Annotated in this window: 19 protein-coding genes; 11 read left to right on the top strand and 8 right to left on the bottom strand. The window is 66.1% G+C overall.

Annotated features, from left to right (window positions below; all coding sequences use genetic code 11):
• The first annotated feature begins 233 nt into the window (after positions 1-233).
• Genes AC5P7A_RS02415 through AC5P7A_RS02405 form a run of 3 tightly spaced genes read left to right on the top strand, consistent with a single transcriptional unit; the run spans position 234 to position 5,347 of the window.
• Positions 234-890: a TetR/AcrR family transcriptional regulator gene (locus AC5P7A_RS02415; RefSeq protein ID WP_046431559.1), complete on the top strand. Its 657-nt coding sequence runs from the start codon at positions 234-236 to the stop codon at positions 888-890.
• Positions 890-2,158 (top strand): efflux RND transporter periplasmic adaptor subunit, encoded by a 1,269-nt coding sequence (locus tag AC5P7A_RS02410; protein ID WP_032962064.1) that lies wholly within the window; start codon positions 890-892, stop codon positions 2,156-2,158. Before AC5P7A_RS02415 ends, AC5P7A_RS02410 begins: the two co-directional genes overlap by 1 nt.
• Positions 2,159-2,173: 15 nt before the next feature.
• A complete protein-coding gene (locus AC5P7A_RS02405; protein ID WP_046431562.1) occupies positions 2,174-5,347 on the top strand; it encodes a multidrug efflux RND transporter permease subunit in 3,174 nt (1,057 codons plus the stop codon).
• A gap of 141 nt (positions 5,348-5,488) precedes the next feature.
• Here AC5P7A_RS02405 and AC5P7A_RS02400 read toward each other — a convergent pair whose 3' ends face one another.
• Together AC5P7A_RS02400 and AC5P7A_RS02395 are read right to left on the bottom strand one after the other, a co-directional pair.
• Positions 5,489-5,776: a hypothetical protein gene (locus AC5P7A_RS02400; protein WP_321210537.1), complete on the bottom strand. Its 288-nt coding sequence runs from the start codon at positions 5,774-5,776 to the stop codon at positions 5,489-5,491.
• Between the two features lie 130 nt (positions 5,777-5,906).
• Positions 5,907-7,055 carry an acyl-CoA dehydrogenase family protein gene (locus AC5P7A_RS02395; protein ID WP_495219853.1) on the bottom strand — a complete coding sequence of 383 codons (1,149 nt, stop codon included), beginning with the start codon at positions 7,053-7,055 and terminating at the stop codon, positions 5,907-5,909.
• Between the two features lie 152 nt (positions 7,056-7,207).
• Here AC5P7A_RS02395 and AC5P7A_RS02390 point away from each other — a divergent pair, with 152 nt between their 5' ends.
• The 4 genes from AC5P7A_RS02390 (at position 7,208) to AC5P7A_RS02375 (ending at position 13,255) form a co-directional block, all read left to right on the top strand.
• Entirely contained in the window at positions 7,208-8,137 is a 930-nt protein-coding gene (locus AC5P7A_RS02390) for an ArsR/SmtB family transcription factor (protein ID WP_014037755.1), read from the top strand.
• A 13-nt stretch (positions 8,138-8,150) separates the two neighbouring features.
• Positions 8,151-9,242, top strand: coding sequence for a homocysteine S-methyltransferase family protein (locus AC5P7A_RS02385; protein WP_495219852.1), 1,092 nt, complete (start codon positions 8,151-8,153; stop codon positions 9,240-9,242).
• A complete protein-coding gene (gene metH / locus AC5P7A_RS02380) occupies positions 9,243-11,984 on the top strand; it encodes a methionine synthase (protein ID WP_495219851.1) in 2,742 nt (913 codons plus the stop codon).
• Between the two features lie 86 nt (positions 11,985-12,070).
• The gene (locus AC5P7A_RS02375; RefSeq protein ID WP_049442454.1) at positions 12,071-13,255 is read left to right on the top strand and encodes an MFS transporter; all 1,185 of its coding nucleotides are present in this window, start codon (positions 12,071-12,073) and stop codon (positions 13,253-13,255) included.
• Positions 13,256-13,267: 12 nt separating this feature from the next.
• Here AC5P7A_RS02375 and AC5P7A_RS02370 read toward each other — a convergent pair whose 3' ends face one another.
• The 6 genes from AC5P7A_RS02370 to AC5P7A_RS02345 all read right to left on the bottom strand — a co-directional run bounded on the left by AC5P7A_RS02370 (position 13,268) and on the right by AC5P7A_RS02345 (position 19,349).
• Positions 13,268-15,340: an acyltransferase family protein gene (locus AC5P7A_RS02370; protein ID WP_126411149.1), complete on the bottom strand. Its 2,073-nt coding sequence runs from the start codon at positions 15,338-15,340 to the stop codon at positions 13,268-13,270.
• Positions 15,341-15,388: 48 nt separating this feature from the next.
• Positions 15,389-16,069 (bottom strand): DUF2058 domain-containing protein, encoded by a 681-nt coding sequence (locus tag AC5P7A_RS02365; RefSeq protein ID WP_049408561.1) that lies wholly within the window; start codon positions 16,067-16,069, stop codon positions 15,389-15,391.
• A 10-nt stretch (positions 16,070-16,079) separates the two neighbouring features.
• Positions 16,080-16,322: a SlyX family protein gene (locus AC5P7A_RS02360; protein WP_005410256.1), complete on the bottom strand. Its 243-nt coding sequence runs from the start codon at positions 16,320-16,322 to the stop codon at positions 16,080-16,082.
• A complete protein-coding gene (locus tag AC5P7A_RS02355; protein ID WP_014647687.1) occupies positions 16,315-17,664 on the bottom strand; it encodes a UDP-glucose dehydrogenase family protein in 1,350 nt (449 codons plus the stop codon). The genes AC5P7A_RS02360 and AC5P7A_RS02355 overlap by 8 nt, the downstream gene beginning before the upstream one ends.
• 23 nt (positions 17,665-17,687) lie before the next feature.
• Positions 17,688-18,665 carry an FKBP-type peptidyl-prolyl cis-trans isomerase gene (locus tag AC5P7A_RS02350; protein WP_032962085.1) on the bottom strand — a complete coding sequence of 326 codons (978 nt, stop codon included), beginning with the start codon at positions 18,663-18,665 and terminating at the stop codon, positions 17,688-17,690.
• A gap of 96 nt (positions 18,666-18,761) precedes the next feature.
• Complete coding sequence (locus tag AC5P7A_RS02345) at positions 18,762-19,349, bottom strand: glutathione peroxidase (RefSeq protein WP_014647689.1); 588 nt, start codon at positions 19,347-19,349, stop codon at positions 18,762-18,764.
• Between the two features lie 365 nt (positions 19,350-19,714).
• Between AC5P7A_RS02345 and AC5P7A_RS02340 the strand changes: the two genes are divergently transcribed.
• The 4 genes from AC5P7A_RS02340 to AC5P7A_RS02325 are packed head-to-tail and all read left to right on the top strand — an operon-like array spanning position 19,715 to position 22,213.
• Positions 19,715-19,951, top strand: coding sequence for a hypothetical protein (locus tag AC5P7A_RS02340; protein ID WP_111207022.1), 237 nt, complete (start codon positions 19,715-19,717; stop codon positions 19,949-19,951).
• A gap of 2 nt (positions 19,952-19,953) precedes the next feature.
• Entirely contained in the window at positions 19,954-20,313 is a 360-nt protein-coding gene (locus AC5P7A_RS02335; protein ID WP_005410261.1) for a GntR family transcriptional regulator, read from the top strand.
• A complete protein-coding gene (locus AC5P7A_RS02330; RefSeq protein WP_014647691.1) occupies positions 20,313-21,188 on the top strand; it encodes an ABC transporter ATP-binding protein in 876 nt (291 codons plus the stop codon). Before AC5P7A_RS02335 ends, AC5P7A_RS02330 begins: the two co-directional genes overlap by 1 nt.
• Entirely contained in the window at positions 21,185-22,213 is a 1,029-nt protein-coding gene (locus AC5P7A_RS02325; protein WP_046431579.1) for an ABC-2 transporter permease, read from the top strand. The genes AC5P7A_RS02330 and AC5P7A_RS02325 overlap by 4 nt, the downstream gene beginning before the upstream one ends.
• The last annotated feature ends 25 nt before the right edge of the window (positions 22,214-22,238 follow it).

Below are 22,238 nucleotides of genomic sequence, written 5' to 3'. Positions count from 1 at the left end.
GCTCAGTTGGGAAAATGAAATTGTAGCCCTACCGCACGAAAAGGCCTTGCTGCAGGACGGAATAAGCAGATTCGGGTTTGCTGCGGTTTAGACGCCTATTCAGTTCGCTCCGGTATGGAGCTGGCGCCTGCTTCAGCACTGCCGACAGGATCGGCAAAGCGTGTTACCGGAAGACGCACGCGGCGACGCCGATTCGATTCCACAATCCTGAACTGGACGGTATAGTCCACCGCGTGAACCCGGCCTACCTCCCCGTTGCCCTCGACGCGCGCGATGAGCGCGTGTTCGATGCCGTGCGCAGACTGCTGGCCGAGCAGGGCATGCAGATGAGCATGGACGCGGTGGCCCAGCATGCCGGCTGCTCCAAGCAGACCCTGTACTCGCGCTACGGCAGCAAGCAGGAACTGCTGCGCCGGGTGATGCAGCGCCACGTCGGCCACGCCACCGGGGCCATGCTGCGTGCACTCCGCGGTGACGACCTGCGTGCCAGCCTTCTCCAGTTCGCCACCGACTTCCTGGAGCATTTCAACCAACCGCACGTAGGACAGGCCTGCCGGCTGATTGCAGCCGAGGCAGCCCAGTTTCCCGAAGAGGCGCGTACGCTGTACCGGCACGGTGCCGGCGCGCTAACGCTTCATCTTGCTGAATGGATTGAAACCGTTTGCATGCAAGGCCAGCTCCGGCATGACGACCCGCACTTCATGGCCGAACTGCTGCTGAGCATGATCGCCGGTCAGGATTTCGACAAACAGCGCTTCCATACCCCCCATCGTGATGACGCGCTCCTGCGTCGGCGCTGGGCAGAGTTCTCCGTCGACAGCTTCCTGCGCGCGTTCGCGCCACAGCCGTCGCCGGCCCCGTCTACAAACCAACCCCGGAGTTCCTCCTGATGACCGCCCCACTCCGCACCCTTGCCTTGACGTGCGCCGTTGCTGTCGCGCTGGCTGCCTGCAAGAAGCCGGAACAGCAGACGCCCCCGCCGCCGGAGGTGGGCGTGATCGACGCCAAGCCGCAGACCCTGCCGCTGCAGCGCGAGCTGGTCGGCCGCCTGTCGCCGTTCCGCAGCGCCGACGTCCGCGCACGCGTACCCGGCGTGCTGCTCAAGCGCGTTTACCAGGAAGGTTCGCAGGTCAAGCAGGGCCAGACCCTGTTCCTGATCGACCCGGCGCCGTTGCGTGCCTCGCTCAACGCCTCCGAGGCCCAGCTGGCTTCGGCCCGCGCCACCTACGCCAATGCCAAGGTCGCCGCCGATCGCGCGCGCTCGCTGGCGCCGCAGCAGTTCGTCTCCAAGTCCGACCTGGACAACGCCGAATCGGCCGAGCGCACCGCCCTGGCCGCCGTCAAGCAGGCCGAAGCGGCAGTGACCTCTTCGCGGATCAACCTGGGCTACGCCGAAGTGACCGCGCCGATCAGTGGCGTGGCCAACAAGCAGCAGGTCACCGAGGGCGCGCTGGTCGGCCAGGGCGATGTGACCCTGCTGACCACCGTTGACCAGCTCGACCCGCTGTATGTGAACTTCTCGCTGAGCGTGGATGAGCTGACCCAGCTGCGCGCGCAGCAGGCCAAGGGCTCGCTGGCGCTGTCCGGCGACGGCAAGGCCACGGTCAACGTCAAGCTGGCCGACGGCAGCACCTATGGTGAGCCGGGCACGCTGGACTTCTCCTCGACCACGGTCGACCCGGCCACCGGTGCGGTGTCGCTGCGTGCGCTGCTGCCGAACCCCCAGCAGATCCTGCTGCCGGGCGCCTTCGTCAGCTTCCAGGCCAACCTGGGCGAGCGCAACAATGCCTACCTGGTGCCGCAGCAGGCGCTGCTGCGTGACACCACCGGCGGCTACGTGATGGTGGTCGGTGCCGACGGCAAGGTGGTGCGCAAGAACGTGAAGACCGATGGCGCGCAGAACGGCAACTGGCTGGTCAGCGACGGCCTGGCCGCCGGTGACAAGGTGATCGTGGCCGGCGTGCAGAAGGTCAAGGAAGGTGCACCGGCGGTGGCCAAGCCGTGGACCCCGGGGCAGGACGCCAACGGCAAGCCTGCCGCAGGCGGCGCCGCTCCGGCGGGCGCAGCACCGGCGGCAGGCAAGGCACCGGCCGACGCGGCCAAGCCGGAACAGGCCGATGCGGCCAAGCCGGCCGCCACCGATTCGAACAAGCAGTAACGGGAACCTTCCGTCATGCCTAAATTTTTCATCGAACATCCAGTCTTCGCCTGGGTGGTTGCGATCCTGATCTCGCTCAGCGGCGTGATCGCGATCCTCAACCTGGGCGTGGAGTCCTATCCCAACATCGCCCCGCCGCAGGTCACCGTCTCGGCGACCTACCCGGGCGCCAGCGCGGACACCACCGAGAAATCGGTCACCCAGGTGATCGAGCAGCAGCTGACCGGTATCGATCACCTGCTGTACTTCAGCTCCTCGTCGGCCTCCAACGGCCGCGCGCAGATCACCCTGACCTTCGAGACCGGTACCGATCCGGACATCGCCCAGGTGCAGGTGCAGAACAAGGTGTCGCTGGCCACGCCACGACTGCCTTCGGAAGTGACCCAGCAGGGCGTGGTGGTGGCCAAGGCCAATGCCGGCTTCCTGATGGTGGTGGCGCTGCAGTCCGATACCCCGACCATCAACCGTGACGCCCTGAACGACATCGTCGGCTCGCGCGTGCTCGACCAGGTCTCGCGTATCCCCGGCGTCGGCAGCACCCAGCAGTTCGGTTCCGAGTACGCCATGAACATCTGGCTGAACCCGGAGAAGATGCAGGGCTATGGCCTGTCGGCCAGCCAGGTACTGGCCGCGGTACGTGCGCAGAACGTGCAGTTCGCCGCCGGTGCGCTGGGTTCGGACCCGTCGCCGGAAGGCCAGCACTTCACCGCCACGGTCTCGGCCGAAGGCCGCTTCAGCTCGCCGCAGGAATTCGAGAACATCATCCTGCGCGCCAACGCCGATGGCTCGCGCGTGCTGCTCAAGGACATCGCCCGCGTCGCCTTCGGTGCCAACAACTACGGCTTCGACACCCAGTACAACGGCAAGCCGACCGGCGCCTTCGCCATCCAGCTGCTGCCGGGCGCCAACGCCCTGAACGTGGCCGAAGCGGTGCGCGCCAAGATGGACGAGCTGCAGCCCAGTTTCCCGTCCGGGGTGACCTGGTTCTCGCCGTACGACAGCACCACCTTCGTCAAGATCTCGATCCAGGAAGTGGTCAAGACCCTGTTTGAAGCGGTCCTGCTGGTGTTCCTGGTGATGCTGATCTTCCTGCAGAACTTCCGCGCCACACTGATCCCGACCCTCGTCATCCCCGTCGCCCTGCTCGGTACCTTCCTGGGCATGTGGATGATCGGCTTCACGATCAACCAGCTGACCCTGTTCGCGATGGTGCTGGCGATCGGCATCGTGGTCGACGATGCGATCGTGGTGATCGAGAACGTCGAACGCATCATGAGCGAGGAAGGCCTGGCGCCGAAGCCGGCCACGCAGAAGGCGATGACCCAGATCACCGGCGCGGTGGTGGCGATCACCGTCGTGCTGGCGGCGGTGTTCATCCCGTCCGCCCTGCAGGGCGGCGCCGCCGGTGAGATCTACAAGCAGTTCGCCCTGACCATCGCCATATCGATGGCGTTCTCGGCGTTCCTGGCACTGGGCTTCACCCCGGCGCTGTGCGCGACCTTCCTCAAGCCGACGCACAATGACAACCCGAACATCGTCTACCGCACCTTCAACAAGTACTACGACAAGATCAGCCACACCTACGTGGGCCACATCACCTCGGCGGTGCGCCATGCGCCGCGCTGGATGATCCTGTTCGTGGTGCTGACCGCGCTGTGCGGCTTCCTGTTCACCCGCATGCCGGGCAGCTTCCTGCCGGAAGAAGACCAGGGCTATGCGCTGGCGATCGTGCAGCTGCCGCCGGGCTCGACCAAGGGCCAGACCAACGAAGTGTTCGCGCAGATGCGTGGCATCCTGGAAAAGCAGGATGGCTATGAAGGCATGCTGCAGGTGGCCGGCTTCAGCTTCGTCGGTTCCGGCGAGAACGTGGGCATGGGCTTCATCCGCCTGAAGCCGTGGGAGGAACGCAAGTTCACCGCGCCCGAGTTCATCCAGAACATGAACGGCGCGTTCTACGGCATCAAGGAAGCGCAGATCTTCGTGGTCAACCTGCCCACCGTGCAGGGCCTCGGCCAGTTCGGCGGCTTCGACATGTGGCTGCAGGACCGCAGTGGTGCCGGCTACGAACAGCTGACCCAGGCGCGCAACATCCTGCTGGGCAAGGCCGCGCAGAAGCCCGAAGCCCTGGTCGGCGTGCGTCCGAACGGGCTGGAGAACGCCCCGCAGCTGCAGCTGCACGTGGACCGCGTGCAGGCGCAGTCGATGGGCATGTCGGTGTCGGACGTGTACAGCACCATCCAGCTGATGCTGGCCCCGGTCTATGTCAACGACTTCTTCTACGAAGGCCGCATCAAGCGCGTGACCATGCAGGCCGATGGCCCGTACCGCACCGGCCAGGAGTCGCTGAAGAGCTTCTACAGCCCCTCCACCCTGACCCAGAACGCCGATGGCACCAACGCGATGATCCCGCTCAACACGGTGGTCAAGTCCGAATGGGTGTCGGCACCGCCGTCGCTGAGCCGCTACAACGGCTACTCGGCGATCAACATCGTCGGCTCGCAGGCCCCGGGCACCAGCTCGGGCGAAGCGATGCAGACCATGGAGAGCATCGTCAACGACGACCTGCCGGCCGGCTTCGGCTACGACTGGTCCGGCATGTCCTACCAGGAAATCCTGGCCGGCAATGCCGCCACGCTGCTGCTGGTGCTGTCCATCGTGGTGGTGTTCCTGTGCCTGGCCGCCCTGTATGAAAGCTGGTCGATCCCGGTGGCGGTGCTGCTGGTGGTGCCGCTGGGCGTGCTGGGCGCACTGGGTCTGTCGATGCTGCGCGGCCTGCCCAACGATCTGTTCTTCAAGATCGGCCTGATCACCGTGATCGGCCTGGCCGCGAAGAACGCGATCCTGATCGTGGAGTTCGCGGTGGAGCAGCGCGCAGCCGGCAAGAACCTGCGCGATGCCACCATCGAAGCGGCCCGCCTGCGCTTCCGCCCGATCCTGATGACCTCGTTCGCGTTCATCATGGGCGTGATCCCGATGGCGATCTCCACCGGCGCCGGCGCCAATTCCCGCCACGCCATCGGTACCGGCGTGATCGGCGGCATGCTGTTCGCCACCCTGCTCGGCCTGCTGATGATCCCGGTGTTCTTCGTGGTCGTGCGCCGCATGCTGGGCGACAAGCTGGATGAACCGTCCAAGGAGTTCATGGAACGCCAGCGCGACGCGGATGCTGCACACCGCCCGGATCGTTGATCCGGCAGTGCGCTGAAACGAAAAGGCCCCGGAGCGATCCGGGGCCTTTTTCTTGCCGCCTTTGAATTCATGCCCACCAAGGTTGGCATCTACCAGGGCAACGGCATGCCCGGTAGTGGTGGGCGCCGTTCGAGTCACGTCTCAGCGCAACAGCGCGATCACCACGCACACTGCCACGATTACCAGTGCAGCCCACTGCATCGGCACGAAAAAGAAATGATGGGGCGCCACTTCGCCCTTCTGCCGGGGTGCCCGGTTGAGCCACAGGCCCAGCAGCACGTTCACCGCCGCGCCAATGCTGGCACCCAGCAACACCTGCGAGAGTGGGATGTTGCCCCTGGGGCCTGCGTGCGGGAAGAAATACGCCAGCAGCAGGATCGCTGCGATCGGCGTGATCAGTGTCAGGATTCCCCAACCACGATAGATCATCTGTGCAGACCGTATGGAAACGGCCTGCATTGGAACAGATCCGGCATCGTTCGGCCAAGAGCACAGCGCATCCACGCGTGGCGCGGATCGACCGGCCGCGCCGCCCTTGCAGCGGCGCGGCCGTTGCGTCTCAGCGCAGCCCGGTTTCGTTGCGGGCGATCACCAGGCGCTGGATTTCCGAGGTGCCTTCATAGATCTCGGTGATCTTGGCATCACGGAAGTAACGCTCCAGCGGCATCTCCTTCGAATACCCCATGCCGCCGTGGATCTGCACCGCCTGGTGGGTGATCCACATCGCCGCTTCCGAGGCGGTGAGCTTGGCGATGGCGGCTTCGTTGCTGAAGCGCTTGCCCTGGCCCTTCACCCAAGCCGCGCGCAACGTCAGCAGCAGCGCTGCATCCAGCTTGCACTTCATGTCGGCAATCTTGGCCTGGGTCATCTGGAAGGTGCCGATGGCGGCACCGAAGGCCTTGCGCTCCTTCACGTACTCCAGGGTCGCTTCATAGGCGGCACGGGCGATGCCGATGGCCTGCGAGGCGATACCGATGCGGCCGGCATCGAGCACGCTCATGGCGATCTTGAAGCCCTCGCCTTCCTGGCCCAGCACGTCCTCGGCCTGCGCCACGTAATCGTTGAACTCGATCTCGCAGGTGGCCGAGGCGCGGATGCCCAGCTTGGGCTCGGTCTTGCCACGACCGAAACCGGCCTTGTCGGTATCGATGATGAAGGCGGTGATGCCGCGCGCGCCCTTGTCCGGCTCGCTCATCGCGAACAGCACGATGTACTTGGCCACCGGGCCGGAGGTGATCCAGCTCTTCTTGCCATTGATGACGAAGGTGCCGTCGGCCTGTTTCACCGCGCGACAGCGCATGGCAGTGGCATCGGAACCGGACTGCGGCTCGGTCAGCGCGAACGCGCCGATGGCGGCGCCTTCGGCGATGGCACGCACGTAGGTCTGCTTCTGCTGCTCGGTACCGTGGGTGAGGATGCCGTTGCAGAACAGCGAGTTGTTGACCGACATGATGGTCGAGTGAGCGGCGTCGGCGGCGGCGACCTCCACCATCGCCAGCACGTACGCAACCGGGTCCATGCCCGCACCGCCGTACTCGGTCGGCACTTCGATGCCCATCAGGCCGTTCTCGCCCAGCAGGCGGATGTTGTCCAGCGGGAACTCGCCGGTGCGGTCATGGTGCTCCGCGCTGGGGGCGATCTTTTCCTGCGCGATGCGCCGCGCCACGTCCTGCAGCATCAACTGCTCTTCGGTAAAGCTGAAATCCACAACACCCTCCCGGGTACATGAAGTTATGGGCCGCATACGGCGCGCCCAGGTGCTCCGATTGTACCGGGGGCCGGCTGTTTCCGTACGCTGGCGACTTGACCGCGGCAGCCTCCTCGGCGAATATATCTCTATATCGCGATAGGTAGATATTTATGGATCTGGAAGACTGGTCGACCCGCCTGAAGGTGTTCGCCGATGCCACCCGCGTGCGCCTGCTGGCGCTGCTGGAGCAGGAGGAGCTGACCGTGGCCGAACTGTCGGCAATCACCCGGCTGGCGCAGCCGCGCGTGTCCACCCACCTGGCGCGCCTGAAGGAAGCCGGCCTGGTCCGCGACCGCCGTGCCGGCGTGTCGGCCTACTACCGTTTCGACGAAGCCCAGCTGGACCCGGCGCAGCGTGCATTGTGGCATGCCTTGAGCAACGGAAGCGACGACCCGTTGCTGCGCCAGGATGCCGAGCGCGTGGCTGCAGTGCTGGCCCATCGCGCCTCTGACCAGAACTGGGCCGACAGCGTGGCCGGCGACATGGAGCGCCACTACTCTCCGGGCCGTACCTGGGAGGCGCTGGCGCGCACCGCCTTGCCGTTGCTGGAGACCGGCGACGTGCTGGACATCGCCTCCGGTGACGGCGTGCTGGCCGAACTGGTCGCCCCCCACGCCAAGCGCTACATCTGCATCGATACCAGCGCGCGCGTGGTCGCCGCTGCCAGCGAGCGCCTGCGCCGGCTGCCCAATGTGGAAGTCCGCGAGGGTGACATGCATGCCCTGCCGTTCAAGGACGGCAGCTTCGACCTGGTGGTGCTGATGCACGCGCTGACCTACGCCAGCAAGCCGGCGCAGGCCGTAACCGAAGCCGCACGCGTGCTGCGCCCGGGCGGCCGCCTGCTGCTGTGCAGCCTGGCCCGTCACGAGCACAAGGCGGCGGTGGAGGCCTATGGCCACGTCAACCTCGGCTTCAGCGACAAGGAGCTGCGCAAGTTCGTCGACAAGGCCGGCCTGCAGGTGTCCAGCCTGGAAACGGTCACCCGCGAGAAGCGTCCGCCGCACTTCGAAGTGATTTCGCTGATCGCCAACAAGCCCTGAGCCCGAGACCACCATGCCCGCCCTGCCCTGGTTGCATCCTGATCGTGCAAACGCCCTGCTCGACGCCCTGCGCGAGCGGATCCTGATCATCGACGGCGCGATGGGCACGATGATCCAGCGCCATGGCCTGCAGGAAGACGACTACCGCGGCGAGCGATTCGCCGGTGGCTATGACCATGCGCACGGTCCCGGCTGCGACCACGGCACGCCTGAAGGCCATGACCTGAAGGGCAACAACGACCTGCTGCTGCTGACCCGGCCGCAGGTCATCGCCGACATCCATACCGCATACCTGGATGCCGGGGCGGATCTGGTCGAGACCAACACCTTCAACGCCACTTCGGTCAGCCAGGCCGACTACCACCTCGAACACCTGGTGTACGAGCTGAACAAGGCCGGCGCCGCCGTTGCACGCGCCTGCTGCGATGCGGTGGCTGCGGCCACGCCGGGCAAGCCGCGCTTCGTGATCGGGGTGATCGGTCCCACCAGCCGCACCGCTTCGATCAGTCCCGACGTCAACGATCCGGGCTTCCGCAACACCAGCTTCGACGAGTTGCGCGACACCTATCGCGAAGCCATCGAGGGCCTGATCGATGGCGGCGCCGACACCCTGATGGTCGAGACCATCTTCGACACGCTCAATGCCAAGGCCGCGCTGTATGCGCTGGAGGAGGCCTTCGACGCGCGTGGTGCACGCCTGCCGGTGATGATTTCCGGCACCATCACCGACGCCTCCGGGCGCACCCTGTCCGGGCAGACCGCCGAGGCCTTCCATGCGTCACTGGCGCATGCGCGCCCGCTGTCGATCGGCTTGAACTGCGCGTTGGGCGCCGAGGCGATGCGCCCGCACGTGGAAACCCTCTCGCAGGTCGCCGACTGTTACGTCAGCGCACATCCCAACGCGGGCCTGCCCAACGCCTTCGGCGAGTACGACGAAACGCCTGAAGAGATGGCCGCCACCCTGCGCGGCTTCGCCGAGGCTGGCCTGTTGAACCTGGTCGGCGGCTGCTGCGGCTCCACCCCCGACCACATCCGTGCGATCGCCCGGGCCGTGGCCGGGCTGCCGCCGCGCGCCCTGCCCGGTGTCCAGGAGCAGGCCGCATGAATGTCGCCGCCACCGTTCCACACTTCCCGCCCTCCTGCTGTTGAGCCGAAGCCTGCCATGACGCCTGTCCGCCCTACCCGCCTGTCCGGCCTGGAACCCCTGGTCATCACTCCGGACCTGCTGTTCATCAACGTCGGCGAACGCACCAACGTCACCGGCAGTGTGCAGTTCCGCAAGCTCATCAAGGAAGGCCGCTACGAAGAAGCGGTGGACGTGGCCCGCCAGCAGGTCGCCAGCGGCGCGCAGATCCTCGACGTCAACATGGACGAGGGCCTGATCGATTCGGAAGCGGCGATGACCCGCTACCTCAACCTGATCATGTCCGAGCCGGACATCGCCCGCATCCCGGTCATGGTCGACTCCTCCAAGTGGAGCGTGATCGAGGCCGGGCTGAAGTGCCTGCAGGGCAAGAGCGTGGTCAATTCGATCTCGCTGAAGGAAGGCGAGGCGCTGTTCCGCGAACACGCGCGCAAGGTCCTGCGCTATGGCGCCGCTGCGGTGGTCATGGCCTTCGATGAAAGCGGGCAGGCCGATACCTGCGCGCGCAAGGTCGAGATCTGCACCCGCGCCTACCGCATCCTGGTCGACGAGATCGGCTTCCCGCCGCAGGACATCATCTTCGACCCGAACATCTTCGCTGTCGCCACCGGCATCGAAGAGCACGACAACTATGCGGTGGACTTCATCGAAGCCACCCGCATCATCAAGCAGACCCTGCCGTACTGCCACGTCTCCGGCGGCGTCTCCAACGTCTCGTTCTCGTTCCGCGGCAACGAAACGGTGCGCCAGGCCATCCACTCGGTGTTCCTCTACCACGCCATCGCCGCCGGCATGGACATGGGCATCGTCAACGCCGGCGCCATGCCGATCTACGACGAGCTGGAGCCTGAGCTGCGCGAGCGCGTCGAGGACGTGATCCTCAACCGCCGCAGCGATGCCACCGAGCGCCTGCTGGAGATCGCCGAGCGCTACAAGGGCAGCAAGGGCGCGGCGAAGACCGAGGACCTGGCCTGGCGCGGGAAGCCGGTGGCGCAGCGCCTGGCACATGCGCTGGTGCACGGCCTGGATGCCTTTGTCGAGGAAGACACCGAGCTGGCCCGGCAGGCCTCCAGCCGCCCGCTGGACGTGATCGAGGGCCCGCTGATGGACGGCATGAACATCGTGGGCGACCTGTTCGGTGCCGGCAAGATGTTCCTGCCGCAGGTGGTGAAATCCGCACGCGTGATGAAGAAGGCGGTGGCCTACCTGCTGCCGTACATCGAGGCGGAGAAGGCACGCAGCGGTGATACCGCCAAGAGTAATGGCAAGATCATCATGGCCACGGTGAAGGGCGATGTGCATGACATCGGCAAGAACATCGTCGGCGTGGTCCTGGCCTGCAACAACTTCGAGGTGGTCGACCTGGGCGTGATGGTGCCGGCGCAGAAGATCCTCGATGCCGCCCGCGAGCACAACGCCGACCTGGTCGGACTGTCCGGACTGATCACCCCGTCGCTGGAGGAGATGAGCCACGTCGCCCGCGAGATGGAGCGCCAGGGCTTCGACCTGCCGCTGCTGATCGGCGGCGCCACCACCTCGCGCGCGCACACCGCGCTGAAGATCGACCCGCACTACAAAGCGCCTACGGTGTGGGTGAAGGACGCCTCGCGCGCGGTGGGCGTGGCCCAGTCGCTGATCTCACGCGACCTGCGCGAAGCCTTCGTCGCGGCCAACGAGGCCGACTATGCCGAGATCCGCGCCCGCCACCGCAACCGTGGCGACGCCAAGCGCCTGGTGACGCTGGAACATGCGCGCGCGCAGAAATTCCAGGGTGGCTGGGACAGCTACACGCCACCGGCACCGGAACAACCCGGCCTGCACGTGTTCGATGACTACCCGCTGGACGAACTGGTCGACTACATCGACTGGACACCGTTCTTCCAGGCCTGGGAGCTGGCCGGCAAGTTCCCGGCCATCCTCACCGACGAGATCGTCGGCACCCAGGCCAGCGAGCTGTACCGCGATGCGCGCGCGATGCTCGAGCGCATCGTCGGCGAGAAGTGGCTGACGGCCAAGGCCGTGTTCGGCCTGTGGCCGGCCAACAGCATCGGCGACGACGTCCGCGTGCAGCACCCGCAGGGCGAAACGACCCTGCACTTCCTGCGCCAGCAGGTAGACAAGCCTGCCGAGCGCCCGGACTTCTGCCTGGCCGATTTCATCGCGCCCCTCGACAGTGGCAAGCAGGACTGGATCGGCGCGTTCGCAGTCACTGCCGGTATCGGCATCGACGCGCACGTCGCGCGCTTCGAGGCCGAGCATGACGACTACAACGCGATCCTGCTGAAAGCACTGGCCGACCGCCTCGCCGAGGCGCTGGCCGAGCGCCTGCACCAGCGCGTGCGTACCGAATTCTGGGGCCATGAGCGCGCCGAGGCGCTGGACAACGACGCCCTGATCGACGAGCAGTATCGCGGCATCCGGCCGGCGCCTGGCTATCCGGCCTGCCCGGAACACAGCGAGAAACGGCGCCTGTTCGACCTGCTGCAGGCCGAAGCAAACGCCGGCATGGAATTGACCGAGAGCTTCGCGATGCTGCCCACGGCCGCTGTCTCGGGCTACTACTTCAGCCATCCGCAGAGCCAGTACTTCGTGGTCGGCCGGCTCAGCCGCGAACAGGTCAGCGATTACGCCCGCCGCAAGGGCGTGGACCGCGCCCAGTCCGAACGCTGGCTGGCCTCCAACCTCGACTACGACCCCGAATGACACAAAAAGGGGACGGAGGGGATTAAGTCGTTTATGCATTCGCGACTTAATTCCCTCCGTCCCCTTTTTTGCCTCATCATTCCGCGATGACCGTTCCCGTTGCACGCCTCTCCAGCTTCTACCTGTTCTACTACGCGGCGCTGGGCGCGTTCACGCCGTACTGGAGCCTGTTCCTGACCGCGCGCGGCATGAGCGTGACGGCCATCAGCGTGATGATGGGCCTGTGGTACGCCACCCGCGTGATCGCGCCCAGCACCTGGACCTCGCTGGCGGCCGCATCGCCACGACCGATCCGCCTGCTGCGCGCGGGCTGCGTGCTGACCCTGCTCAGCTTCGCGGTATTCCTGCTGCCGCTGCCACAGCCGTGGATGTACCCGGCGATGGTGGTGTTCTGCTTCTTCTACAACGCGGTGATGCCGCAGTTCGAGTCGATCACCCTCACCCATCTGGGCAACGACAGCCATCGCTACGGGTTGATCCGGGTCTGGGGCTCGCTCGGCTTCATCGCCGTCGTGACCCTGTTCGGCTGGCTGATCGAAGATGACGGCACGGCCAGCCACGCCGGGCTGCTGCCGTGGATGATGCTGCCACTGTTCGCGCTGCTGGTCGCCTCGGCCTTCAGCAACCACTACGCGCGCGGCGTCGGCAAGACCGGCGGCGACGCCAGCGGCTTCTGGCAGATCGTGCGCCGACCGCCGGTGCTGGCGTTCTTCCTGGCCGCCTTCATGGAGCAACTGTCTTTCGGCCCGTACTACACGTTCTTTTCGGTCTACATGGACCATCACGGCTACCGCACCTCCACCCTGGGCCTGTTGTGGACCATCGGTGTGGTCTTCGAAGTGGGCGTGTTCTTCACCATCGGCCGCTTCTTCCGCCGCTATGACGCCAGCTGGATGCTGTTGATCGCGCTGGTCAGTTCCTGCCTGCGCTGGGCCGTGACCGCACTGTTCCCGGAAAACCTGCCGGTGATGCTGCTGGCGCAGAGCGCGCACGCGCTGGGCTTTGCGGCGTTCTTCGCAGCAGCGATGCAGATGCTGGCGACCTACTTCCCCGGTCGCCTCAATGGGCATGGCCAGGGGCTGCTGTACGGATTCTCGTCCGGTGTCGGCGGTGTGCTCGGCGCACTCATTGCCGGCCAACTGTGGAAGATCGATGATGGTCGCACCGCGTTCCTGGCCGGCAGCGGCTTCGCCCTGATTGGCGCCCTGCTCTGTTTCTTCGCACTGAGCCTGCCGCTCATACGTGCGCGACGGAACAACCACGCGCGCTGACCCCTGCCCGGCTCAGCGCTGCAACAGCACCTGTTGCAGCGAGGGCAGCAGCACCCGGTTGCCATGCGCACTGAGATGATCGCCATCGAAGAACAGCGGCCGCCCATCGCGCTGGGCTGGACATAACGCGTCGTCGCACAGCACCGGCATCGGGTCCCACAGCACGCCACCTGGCAGTCCATCGACCACCTGCTGCAGGCTGCCCAGCATGGGTGCCCGCAACGTTTCCATCGCGACGCGCGTGCTGTCCAGGCCGTTGCGGCAGACCTCGTTGCGGGCATTGAAGCGGTCCGAGCAGCGATAGGGCGGCGCTGGCAGCACTGGCTTGGGCGCCTCCAGCACGATGCGTACGCCACGCTCGGCCAGGGGTCTCCACTGCGCGACCGCCTCGGCCACTTCGGCGTCGCGTCCTGCCGCGGCCTCTGCCGTCAGTTCGCCCGCCAGCTGCGCCTGCGCATCGAACAGCACGAACTGATCGGAAAGGCGTGGCACGCGCAACGACACCAGCACCACGGCATCCCCCGGCTGCGCACGCCGCGCGATATCGGCGAACACCGCGGCGTCGAAATCAGCGCAACCGGCACCGGCACCGCGCCACTTCTGCAGGCTCACCTGCGGGCATCCGCCGCGGCCATAGAGGGAGACCGCCGAGCCGGTTTCCAGGGCCAGTCGCTGCAGCAGCTCGATGTAGGCCATCGCATGCGAATCACCAGCAACGAACACCCGCTTCGGCGCGCCAACCGGTAGCGGGCGGTCGCAGTCTCCACGGGCAAAGGTGCGCGCACTACCGCCTTCGAAACGATGCTTGGCGACCACCAGTGCGCACTCGGGATAGTCACCGGCCACGCTCTTGCCATTGGGGTACCAATCGGTCGGATGCCGGCTGACCGTACTCAACGACAGCCGCGGCGCCTGCAGGTAGAGCACTGTCTGGATGCCGGCGGCGCACAGCAGTACGACCGCGCCGGCCAGCACCCAACGCCCGGGACGCAGACGCTGCGCCAACGTGCCGCGGAACGGCTGTTCCACCCAGCGCCACGACAGCCATGACAGCAGCAGCACCAACGCCATCGCGGCGGTCATCTGCAAGGGTGTCTGCAGGCCCACGGTCCAGCGCATCAGCACGAACACCGGCCAGTGCCACAGGTACAGCGAGTACGACAGCAGGCCGATACGGCGCATCGGGGCGCTGGCCAACAGGCGCGCCACCCATGCCTGCGGATGATGATGCAGCGCCCACAGCAGGCCCGCGGTGGCGAAGGCCGGCAGCACGCCGTCAGGCCACGGTGACCGCCCGGCACGCGCGGACCACAACGCCCACCCCAGCAGGCCCAGCGCCACCATGGCCAGCAGGGAGAACACCGGCGCGGCGCGCTTCAGTGCCTGGCCGGTTGCCGGGTCCAGCGATTCGCGCACATGCAGCAGCTGGAACAGCAGCACGCCCACCCCCAGTTGCCAGAGGCGGGTGCTGGTGGCATAGAACGCCCACGATGGCGGCGCCTCGCGCAGACCCAGCACCGCCGCATGCAGCAGCGACGCCATGCTGACCAGGGCGAACAGGCCCAGGCTGATCCAGCGCCCGCGTGCACCGCGCGCCCAAGCCAGGAACAGCAGCGGGAACAGCAGGTAGAACTGCTCTTCCACGCCCAGCGACCAGGTGTGGGTGTAGGGATTGAATTCGGCCCTGGGTGCGAAATAGTCGTTGCCGATCGCTGCCAGCACCCAGTTGCTGAAGCCGAAGAACGCCATCAGTCCGGTCCTGTCACTGGCTTCGCTGAGCCAGGACTCGGGAATGAACAGCACGCTTGCCACGGCAGTCAGCAACAGGCAGGCCAACAGCGCCGGCGCGATGCGACGGATGCGGCGCGCATAGAAGCGCAGCATCGACTGCCCCAGCGACAGCGGCGGCAGCCGGTGTACCGACGCGCTGACCACGAAACCGGAGATGACGAAGAACACATCCACGCCGGTGAACCCGCCTGGCAACCAGGCCGGGTCCAGGTGGAACACGATGACGGCCAGCACGGCGATCGCGCGCAGGCCGTCAATGTGCGGCACGTAGCCACGGCTTGGATCAGCGGTCATCCCTACCCCCACGGCCGCGACGGCAGCGCGCCCGCGGCGGTCACGCGTTTACCAGACCAGGTCGTCCGGCACCTGGTACTGCGGGTCCGCGTACGGATCTTCCTCGGCCGGCGCATTCGGATCGACCTTCAGCGCCACCGATGCGGCGAACACCGCCTCGCACTGCGCCAGCACCTCGGCGGTCACCAGCAGGTAGCGGCCATTGAGCTGGACCACACCCAGCTCACCGGCGTTGAGCGCGGTCAGCTGTTCGGCGGTCACATAGATGCGCTTGATCTTGCCGCCGTAGGGGAAGTGGCGGGCAATGTCCGCCGCTTCGGCATTCAGGCCCTTGTCCTTCAGCAGTTCTTCCAGCTTGGCCTTGGCCTCGCGGCGCACACGCGCCTCTTCCTGCTTCAGGCGCTCGGTTTCGATGCGCTCTTCCTTTTCCTTCTGCGCGCGGATGGCGTAGGCCTTGGCCAGGTCCATCTCTTCTGCGCTGCGCGGCTTGCGCGGGCCCTGCTGGCCCGGGCCACGCGACTGGCCGGGCTTGCCCGGGCCGCCATGGCCAGGACCGCGACGCTGGCCGGGCTTGTGCTCGCCCTTGCCAGCGCCCTGCGGCTTTCCATTGCCGTTGCCACCCTTGCCCTGCGGGCGGCCATCACGGCGGGGGCCATCATTCTTGCGCTCTGGCTTGGGCGCAGGCTTGAAGCCCAGGCCCATCAGCTGGTCGCGGAGGGTATCGCTCATAGGATTCGGATCAGTAGTGCGGCGGCGGCGGTTCGCTCGCCGGATCGGAAGAATTCAGCGCGTTGCGGACCTTGCCCAGATCTTCCAGCAGCACGCGCAGCACGTCGGCGTTGCGCATGCCCTGCATGCGGGCATCGGCCAGCGCATCGCTCAGTTCGGCCAGCGCCTGTTCCTGGAAGGACACGCGCATTTCCAGTTCGACCAGGCGCGCTTCCAGCGCCTGCTCGCGTTCGGTTGGCAGCAGATCAGACATGCAGCGAGCGCCCCCGGCCAATGCCGTAATACGCCAGGCCCGCTGCTTCCACGTCCGCCGGCTCGTACAGGTTGCGGCCGTCGAACACCACCGCGTCCTTCAACTGCTCGCGCAACGTCTGGAAATCGGGGCTGCGGAACTGCTTCCACTCGGTCACCACGACCAGTGCATCGGCGCCCTGCAGCGCCTCGCTGGCATTGCTGCAGAACACCAGGTCATCGCGTTCACCGAAGATGCGCTGCGCCTCATGCATCGCTTCCGGATCGTAGGCACGCACCGTCGCACCGCCTTCCCATAGTTGCGCCAGCAGGCGTCGGCTGGAGGCTTCGCGCATATCGTCGGTGTTTGGCTTGAATGCCAGGCCCCACACGGCAAAGGTCTTGCCACGCACGCCTTCGTCCTCGCCCTTGTCGTAATGGCGCTGGACCAGGGCGAACAGATGGCCCTTCTGCGCATCGTTGACCGCTTCCACGGCGTTCAGCAGTTTAGGCTCCAGGCCGGCCTGCTGCGCGGTGCGGGCCAGCGCCTGCACATCCTTGGGGAAGCACGAGCCACCGTAGCCGGCGCCCGGGTAGATGAAATGCCAGCCGATGCGCGGATCCGAGCCGATGCCCTGGCGGACCTGCTCCACATCGGCGCCGACACGTTCGGCGATGTTGGCGATTTCGTTCATGAACGAGATCTTGGTCGCCAGCATCGCGTTGGCGGCGTACTTGGTCAGCTCGGCCGAACGCACGTCCATTTCCACCACGCGGTCGTGGTTGCGGTTGAACGGTGCATACAGGCGCCGCATCACCGCCACCGACTCGGCGCTGGTCGCACCGATGATGATGCGATCCGGACGCATGCAGTCGGCAACGGCGTCGCCTTCCTTCAGGAATTCCGGGTTGGACACCACGTCGAAGGCGATGTCGGCGCCACGTGCCGCCAGCTCTGCGGCAATGGCGGCACGGACCTTGTCGGCGGTGCCCACCGGCACCGTCGACTTGTTGACCACCACGGTCGGCACGCTCATGTGCTGGCCGATGGTGCGGGCCACGGCCAGCACGTACTGCAGATCAGCGCTGCCATCCTCGTCCGGCGGCGTGCCGACGGCGATGAACACGACCTGGCCGTGGCCGATCGCGGCTGCGGCATCGGTGGTGAACGTCAGCCGCGACGCGGCGTGATTGGCCTTCACCATCGGTTCCAGGCCCGGCTCATAGATCGGGATGATGCCCTGGTTGAGGCCATCGACCTTGGCCTGGTCGATATCGACGCAGACCACCTGGTGGCCGACATCGGCCAGGCAGGTACCGGTCACCAGCCCTACGTAACCGGTACCGAAAATCGCAACGCGCATGTCCGTGCTGGCTCCGTGGTCGCTTACGGCAGGACGCCCAGCAGCTCGACGTCGAACGTCAGAGTCGCGTTCGGGCCGATCGGGCCACCCGGGGTGCCGTTCTCACCGTAGGCGAGCTCGCCCGGGATCCAGAAGCGGTACTTCGAACCGACCGGCATCAGCGCGACGCCTTCGGTCCAGCCCTTGATCACCTGGTCCAAGCCGAACTCGGCCGGCTGACGACCATAGGAGCTGTCGAACACGGTGCCGTTGAGCAGCTTGCCTTCGTAGTTCACGCGCACCTTGCTGCTCGGCAGCGGACGCTCGCCGCTGCCCGGGCGGATGACCTGGTACTGCAGGCCCGACGGGGTGGTTACCACGCCGGGCTGGGTCTTGTTCTTGGCCAGGAACGCATTGCCTTCCTCGCGGTTGGTCTGCGCGGCAGCGGCGGCCTTGGCCTGCATTTCGGCCTGCTTGCTGCCCATGAACGCCTGGATGGTGGCGGTCGCGTCAGCTTCCGTCATCTTCGGCTGACCCTTGCTCAGGCCGGTGCTGATCGCGTCAAACAGCGAGGCGACATCGATGTCGTCCTTCAGCTGTGCCAGCGACGGGCCGACCGAGTAGGAACCGATCATCTGCGACACCTTGACGCGGTCGACCTTCGGCGGCTGCGAACCCGGCGCCATGCCCGGCACCTGCTGCCCGCTGCGGGCCATCACGACCTGGCGCAGTGCGGCATCGGTGGCCTTGGCCTGTTCCTGGGTGATCTGCGGCTGCAGGCCTTCGAACGAACGTTCCACGGCGGTGCGCAGCGCGGCCACATCGATCTCATCGGCGATCGGGGTGAACGACTTGGCGACGTCCAGGCCGATGGCGTAGCCGAGCTTCTGCTTGGGGGAATTCAAGGTTGCGGTCTCCTTGGCGGCTGCGGGGGCAGCCGGTTGTTGCGACAGAGCGACACCCGAAGTGCCCATCGCCAGAATCAGAACCGACGCCGCGGCGCCGCGCATTCCCATCTTCATTCGCTGCATTCCTGGAAGTGTCTGGGCGCCGACGTCGGCGCGAAAAGAAGCATTGTCGCACGCATGCCGTCGATGTCGAGGCATCCGTGCCGGATATCAATGCGTAGGAGCGACGGCCAGCGCCTTGTCGATGGCGGCGGTCAGCTGTGGATCGTCCGGCGTCACCTTGCTGGCGAACTGGGCGATGACCTTGCCATCGCGGCCGACCAGATATTTGTGGAAGTTCCAGCCCGGCGCCACGCCGGTGGCTGCGGTCAACCGCTGGTACAGCGGCGTGGCCTCCGCACCGACGACGTGCACCTTCTCGAACATCGGGAACTTGACGCCATAGGTAAGCGTGCAGAAATCCTGGATCTGCTTCTCGTCACCCGGTTCCTGGCCCTTGAAATCGTTGGACGGGAAACCCAGCACGGCAAAGCCGCGGCCGGCATAACGCTTCTGCAGCGCCTCCAGGCCTTCGTACTGGGGGGTATAGCCGCACTTGCTTGCGGTATTGACCACCAGCAGCACCTGCCCGTGGTAGCGCTGCTGCAGGTTGACCTGCTGCTTGCTGGCCAGCGGGCGATAGTCCAGGTCCAGCAGATCGGCCGCCAGCACGTGGGCGGAACCGGCCAGGCCGGCCACCAGCAGGGTCAACAGGGACAGGCCGCGCAGTCGGCGCGGGACAACGGTCGGCAGGGGCATCGAGAGCAGTCCGCGGTAGCCATTCACAGGGCCGGCCGATAGCGGCCGGGAATCGGCCGAACTATAGCACCGGGCTCCGTTGCCCCTTGTTGCGGCGGGCGCCGGCGGCTTTGCGCGGCGTGGCCTTTCCCGGGAGGACCCACCCTCAACGGCGCAGGGATGACATAGCATGGACAACGCTGAATGGAAGGCAGGGCGTGATCGGCCCGCACGACAATTCCGTTTCCCTTTTCAATCAAGGGGATAAGGGGATATTTCAGCGGTTTGACCACCCCTGCCATCAGTTGGGCACGGCAAGGGGTTGCACGTGGGCGTGCCGGTGTTATAGTTGCATACAACACCAGTCACCTGAGACAGGGGGAGCCATGAACGCCCGGATCCGTCGCAACCTCGCCGCACCCGCGGCCGCTGCCGTTTCGACCCTGATCGTGCTGGCCTGGCTGGCCATGCCAACCGCTCCCGCCTCCGCCGACAGTGCGCAGGATGCATCCGTTTCGCCGGCCGGGAACGCCGATCCCTCCCCCTCTCCCCCGCGTCGGCTGCACAGCTCCCTGTCCATGCCGTATTTCTCGTTCGCACAGCCGCTGACCCCACGGAGCTGAATATGAGCGACATCCAGTGGAGCGACGGCGCTCCCATCTACCGTCAGTTGAAGGAGCGCGTGATCGCCATGATGCTCGACGGAATCCTCAAGCCGGGCGATGCCCTGCCTTCGGTGCGCCAGGTGGCCGCCGACTACCAGCTCAACCCCATCACCGTTTCGCGCGCTTACCAGGAACTGGCCGATGAAGGCCTGGTCGAGAAGCGCCGCGGCCTGGGCATGTTCATGACCGAGCAGGCGGCCACGCAGCTGCGCAGCAGCGAGCGCGAGCGCTTTCTCAACGAAGAATGGCCGGCGGTGCTGGAGCGCATCCAGCGCCTGGGCCTGAGCCTCGACGAATTGCTGCCCCAGGGGAAAGTCTGATGAATAGCACCGCAAGTGAACCGGTCATCACCGCCCGAGGCCTGCGCAAGGCCTACAAGACCACCGTGGCCCTCGACAATGCCAGCTTCAGCATTCCGAGCGGGCGCATCGTCGGCCTGATCGGGCCCAACGGCGCCGGCAAGACCACCGCGCTGAAGGCCATCCTCGGCCTGACCTCGGTGGAAGGTGAGTTGAGCGTGCTCGGCCGCGACCCGCGGCAGCACCGCGACGCGCTGATGAACGACATCTGCTTCATTGCCGACGTCGCCGTGCTGCCGCGCTGGCTGAAGGTCCGTGAAGCGATCGATTTCGTCGCCGGTGTCCATCCGCGCTTCGACCGTGCCCGCTGCGAGCGTTTCCTGGCCAACACCAAGCTGCAGCCGAAGCAGCGCGTGCGCGAACTGTCCAAGGGCATGATCGTGCAGCTGCACCTGGCGCTGGTGATGGCCATCGATGCGCGCATCCTGGTGCTGGACGAGCCCACCCTGGGCCTGGACATCCTGTACCGCAAGGAGTTCTACCAGCGCCTGCTGGAAGATTATTTCGACGAACAGAAGACCATCATCGTCACCACCCACCAGGTGGAGGAGATCGAGCACATCCTCAGCGACGTCATGTTCATCCGTGATGGTCGCATCGTGCTCGATGCAGAAATGGACGATGTCGGCCAGCGCTACACCGAGCTTCTGGTCAACGCCGACCAGCTGGAGACCGCGCGTGCGCTGAAGCCGATCGACGAGCGCAGCCTGACGTTCGGCAAGACCGTAATGCTGTTCGACGGTGTGCCGCGCACCCAGCTCTCCACCCTTGGCGAGACCCGCAGCCCGGGCCTGGCCGATCTGTTCGTCGCCATCATGAAGGGGACCTACGCATGACTGCCGTCAACCACCCCGTCAGCCCGATGGGCACCCTGCGCTGGCTGCTCAAGCGCGAGTACTGGGAGAACCGTGGCGGTTTCCTGTATGCGCCGCTGATCGCCGGCCTGATCTCGCTGGTGATGAGCACCGTCGGCATCGCCTTCGGCCTGTTTGCACTGAACCGTGCAGCACGCAACGGCGCACTGCATGTCGACGGCGAGAGCGTGAACATCAACGGCCTGGACCTGGCCCTGCTGACCCGGGACATCAGCGCCAAGGACCTGGCCGACCTCGGCAACGGCCTCGACCTGACCCTGGTGCTCAGCTCGGCCTGGCCGTTCCTGGTGCTGGCCTTCGTGGTGTTCTTCTACTGTCTGGGCGCCCTGTACGACGACCGTCGCGACCGCAGCATCCTGTTCTGGAAGTCGCTGCCGCTGTCGGACACCCAGACCGTGCTGTCCAAGGTGATCAGCGCACTGGTCGTGGCCCCGCTGATCGCGGTGATCGCCGGCATCATCACCATGTTCGGCTTCATGCTGGTGATCAGCATCGTCGCGCTGATGCACGGTGGCAGCCCGATGACCCTGATCTGGGGTCCGGCCAGCCCGTTGACCCTGGCCGCCGGTCACCTGGCCTGGATTCCGGTCTACGCCCTGTGGGCCCTGCCCACCGCCGGCTGGCTGCTGCTGTGCTCGGCCTGGGCCCGTACCAAACCGTTCCTGTGGGCGGTGATGCTGCCGCTGTTCGCCGGCGTCATTGTCAGCACCACCAAGGTGATGCCGTTGATCGGCCTGACCACCGGCTGGTTCTGGCAGAACATCGTTGGCCGACTGCTGCTGGGCGGCGTGCCGGGCACCGACCTGGTGTATCGCCTCAGCGCCGAGGAAGGCACGCGTCGCGATCTCGAATCGGTGGTCAGCCTGATGTCCCCGGCCTCGCAGCTGAAGTCGCTGGCGATGCCGGAACTATGGATCGGTGCCGCCGTCGGTGTCGTGTTCATCGTCCTCGCCATCCGCCTGCGCAAGCGCGCCGGCGAGATCTGATTCCATCCACCCGGAGGCACCACCC

Source organism: Stenotrophomonas sp. YJH_SMC_65 (genome assembly GCF_059369475.1).
Note: the sequence above shows the minus strand (reverse complement) of the source record. Positions and strands in the feature narration are given on the sequence as shown.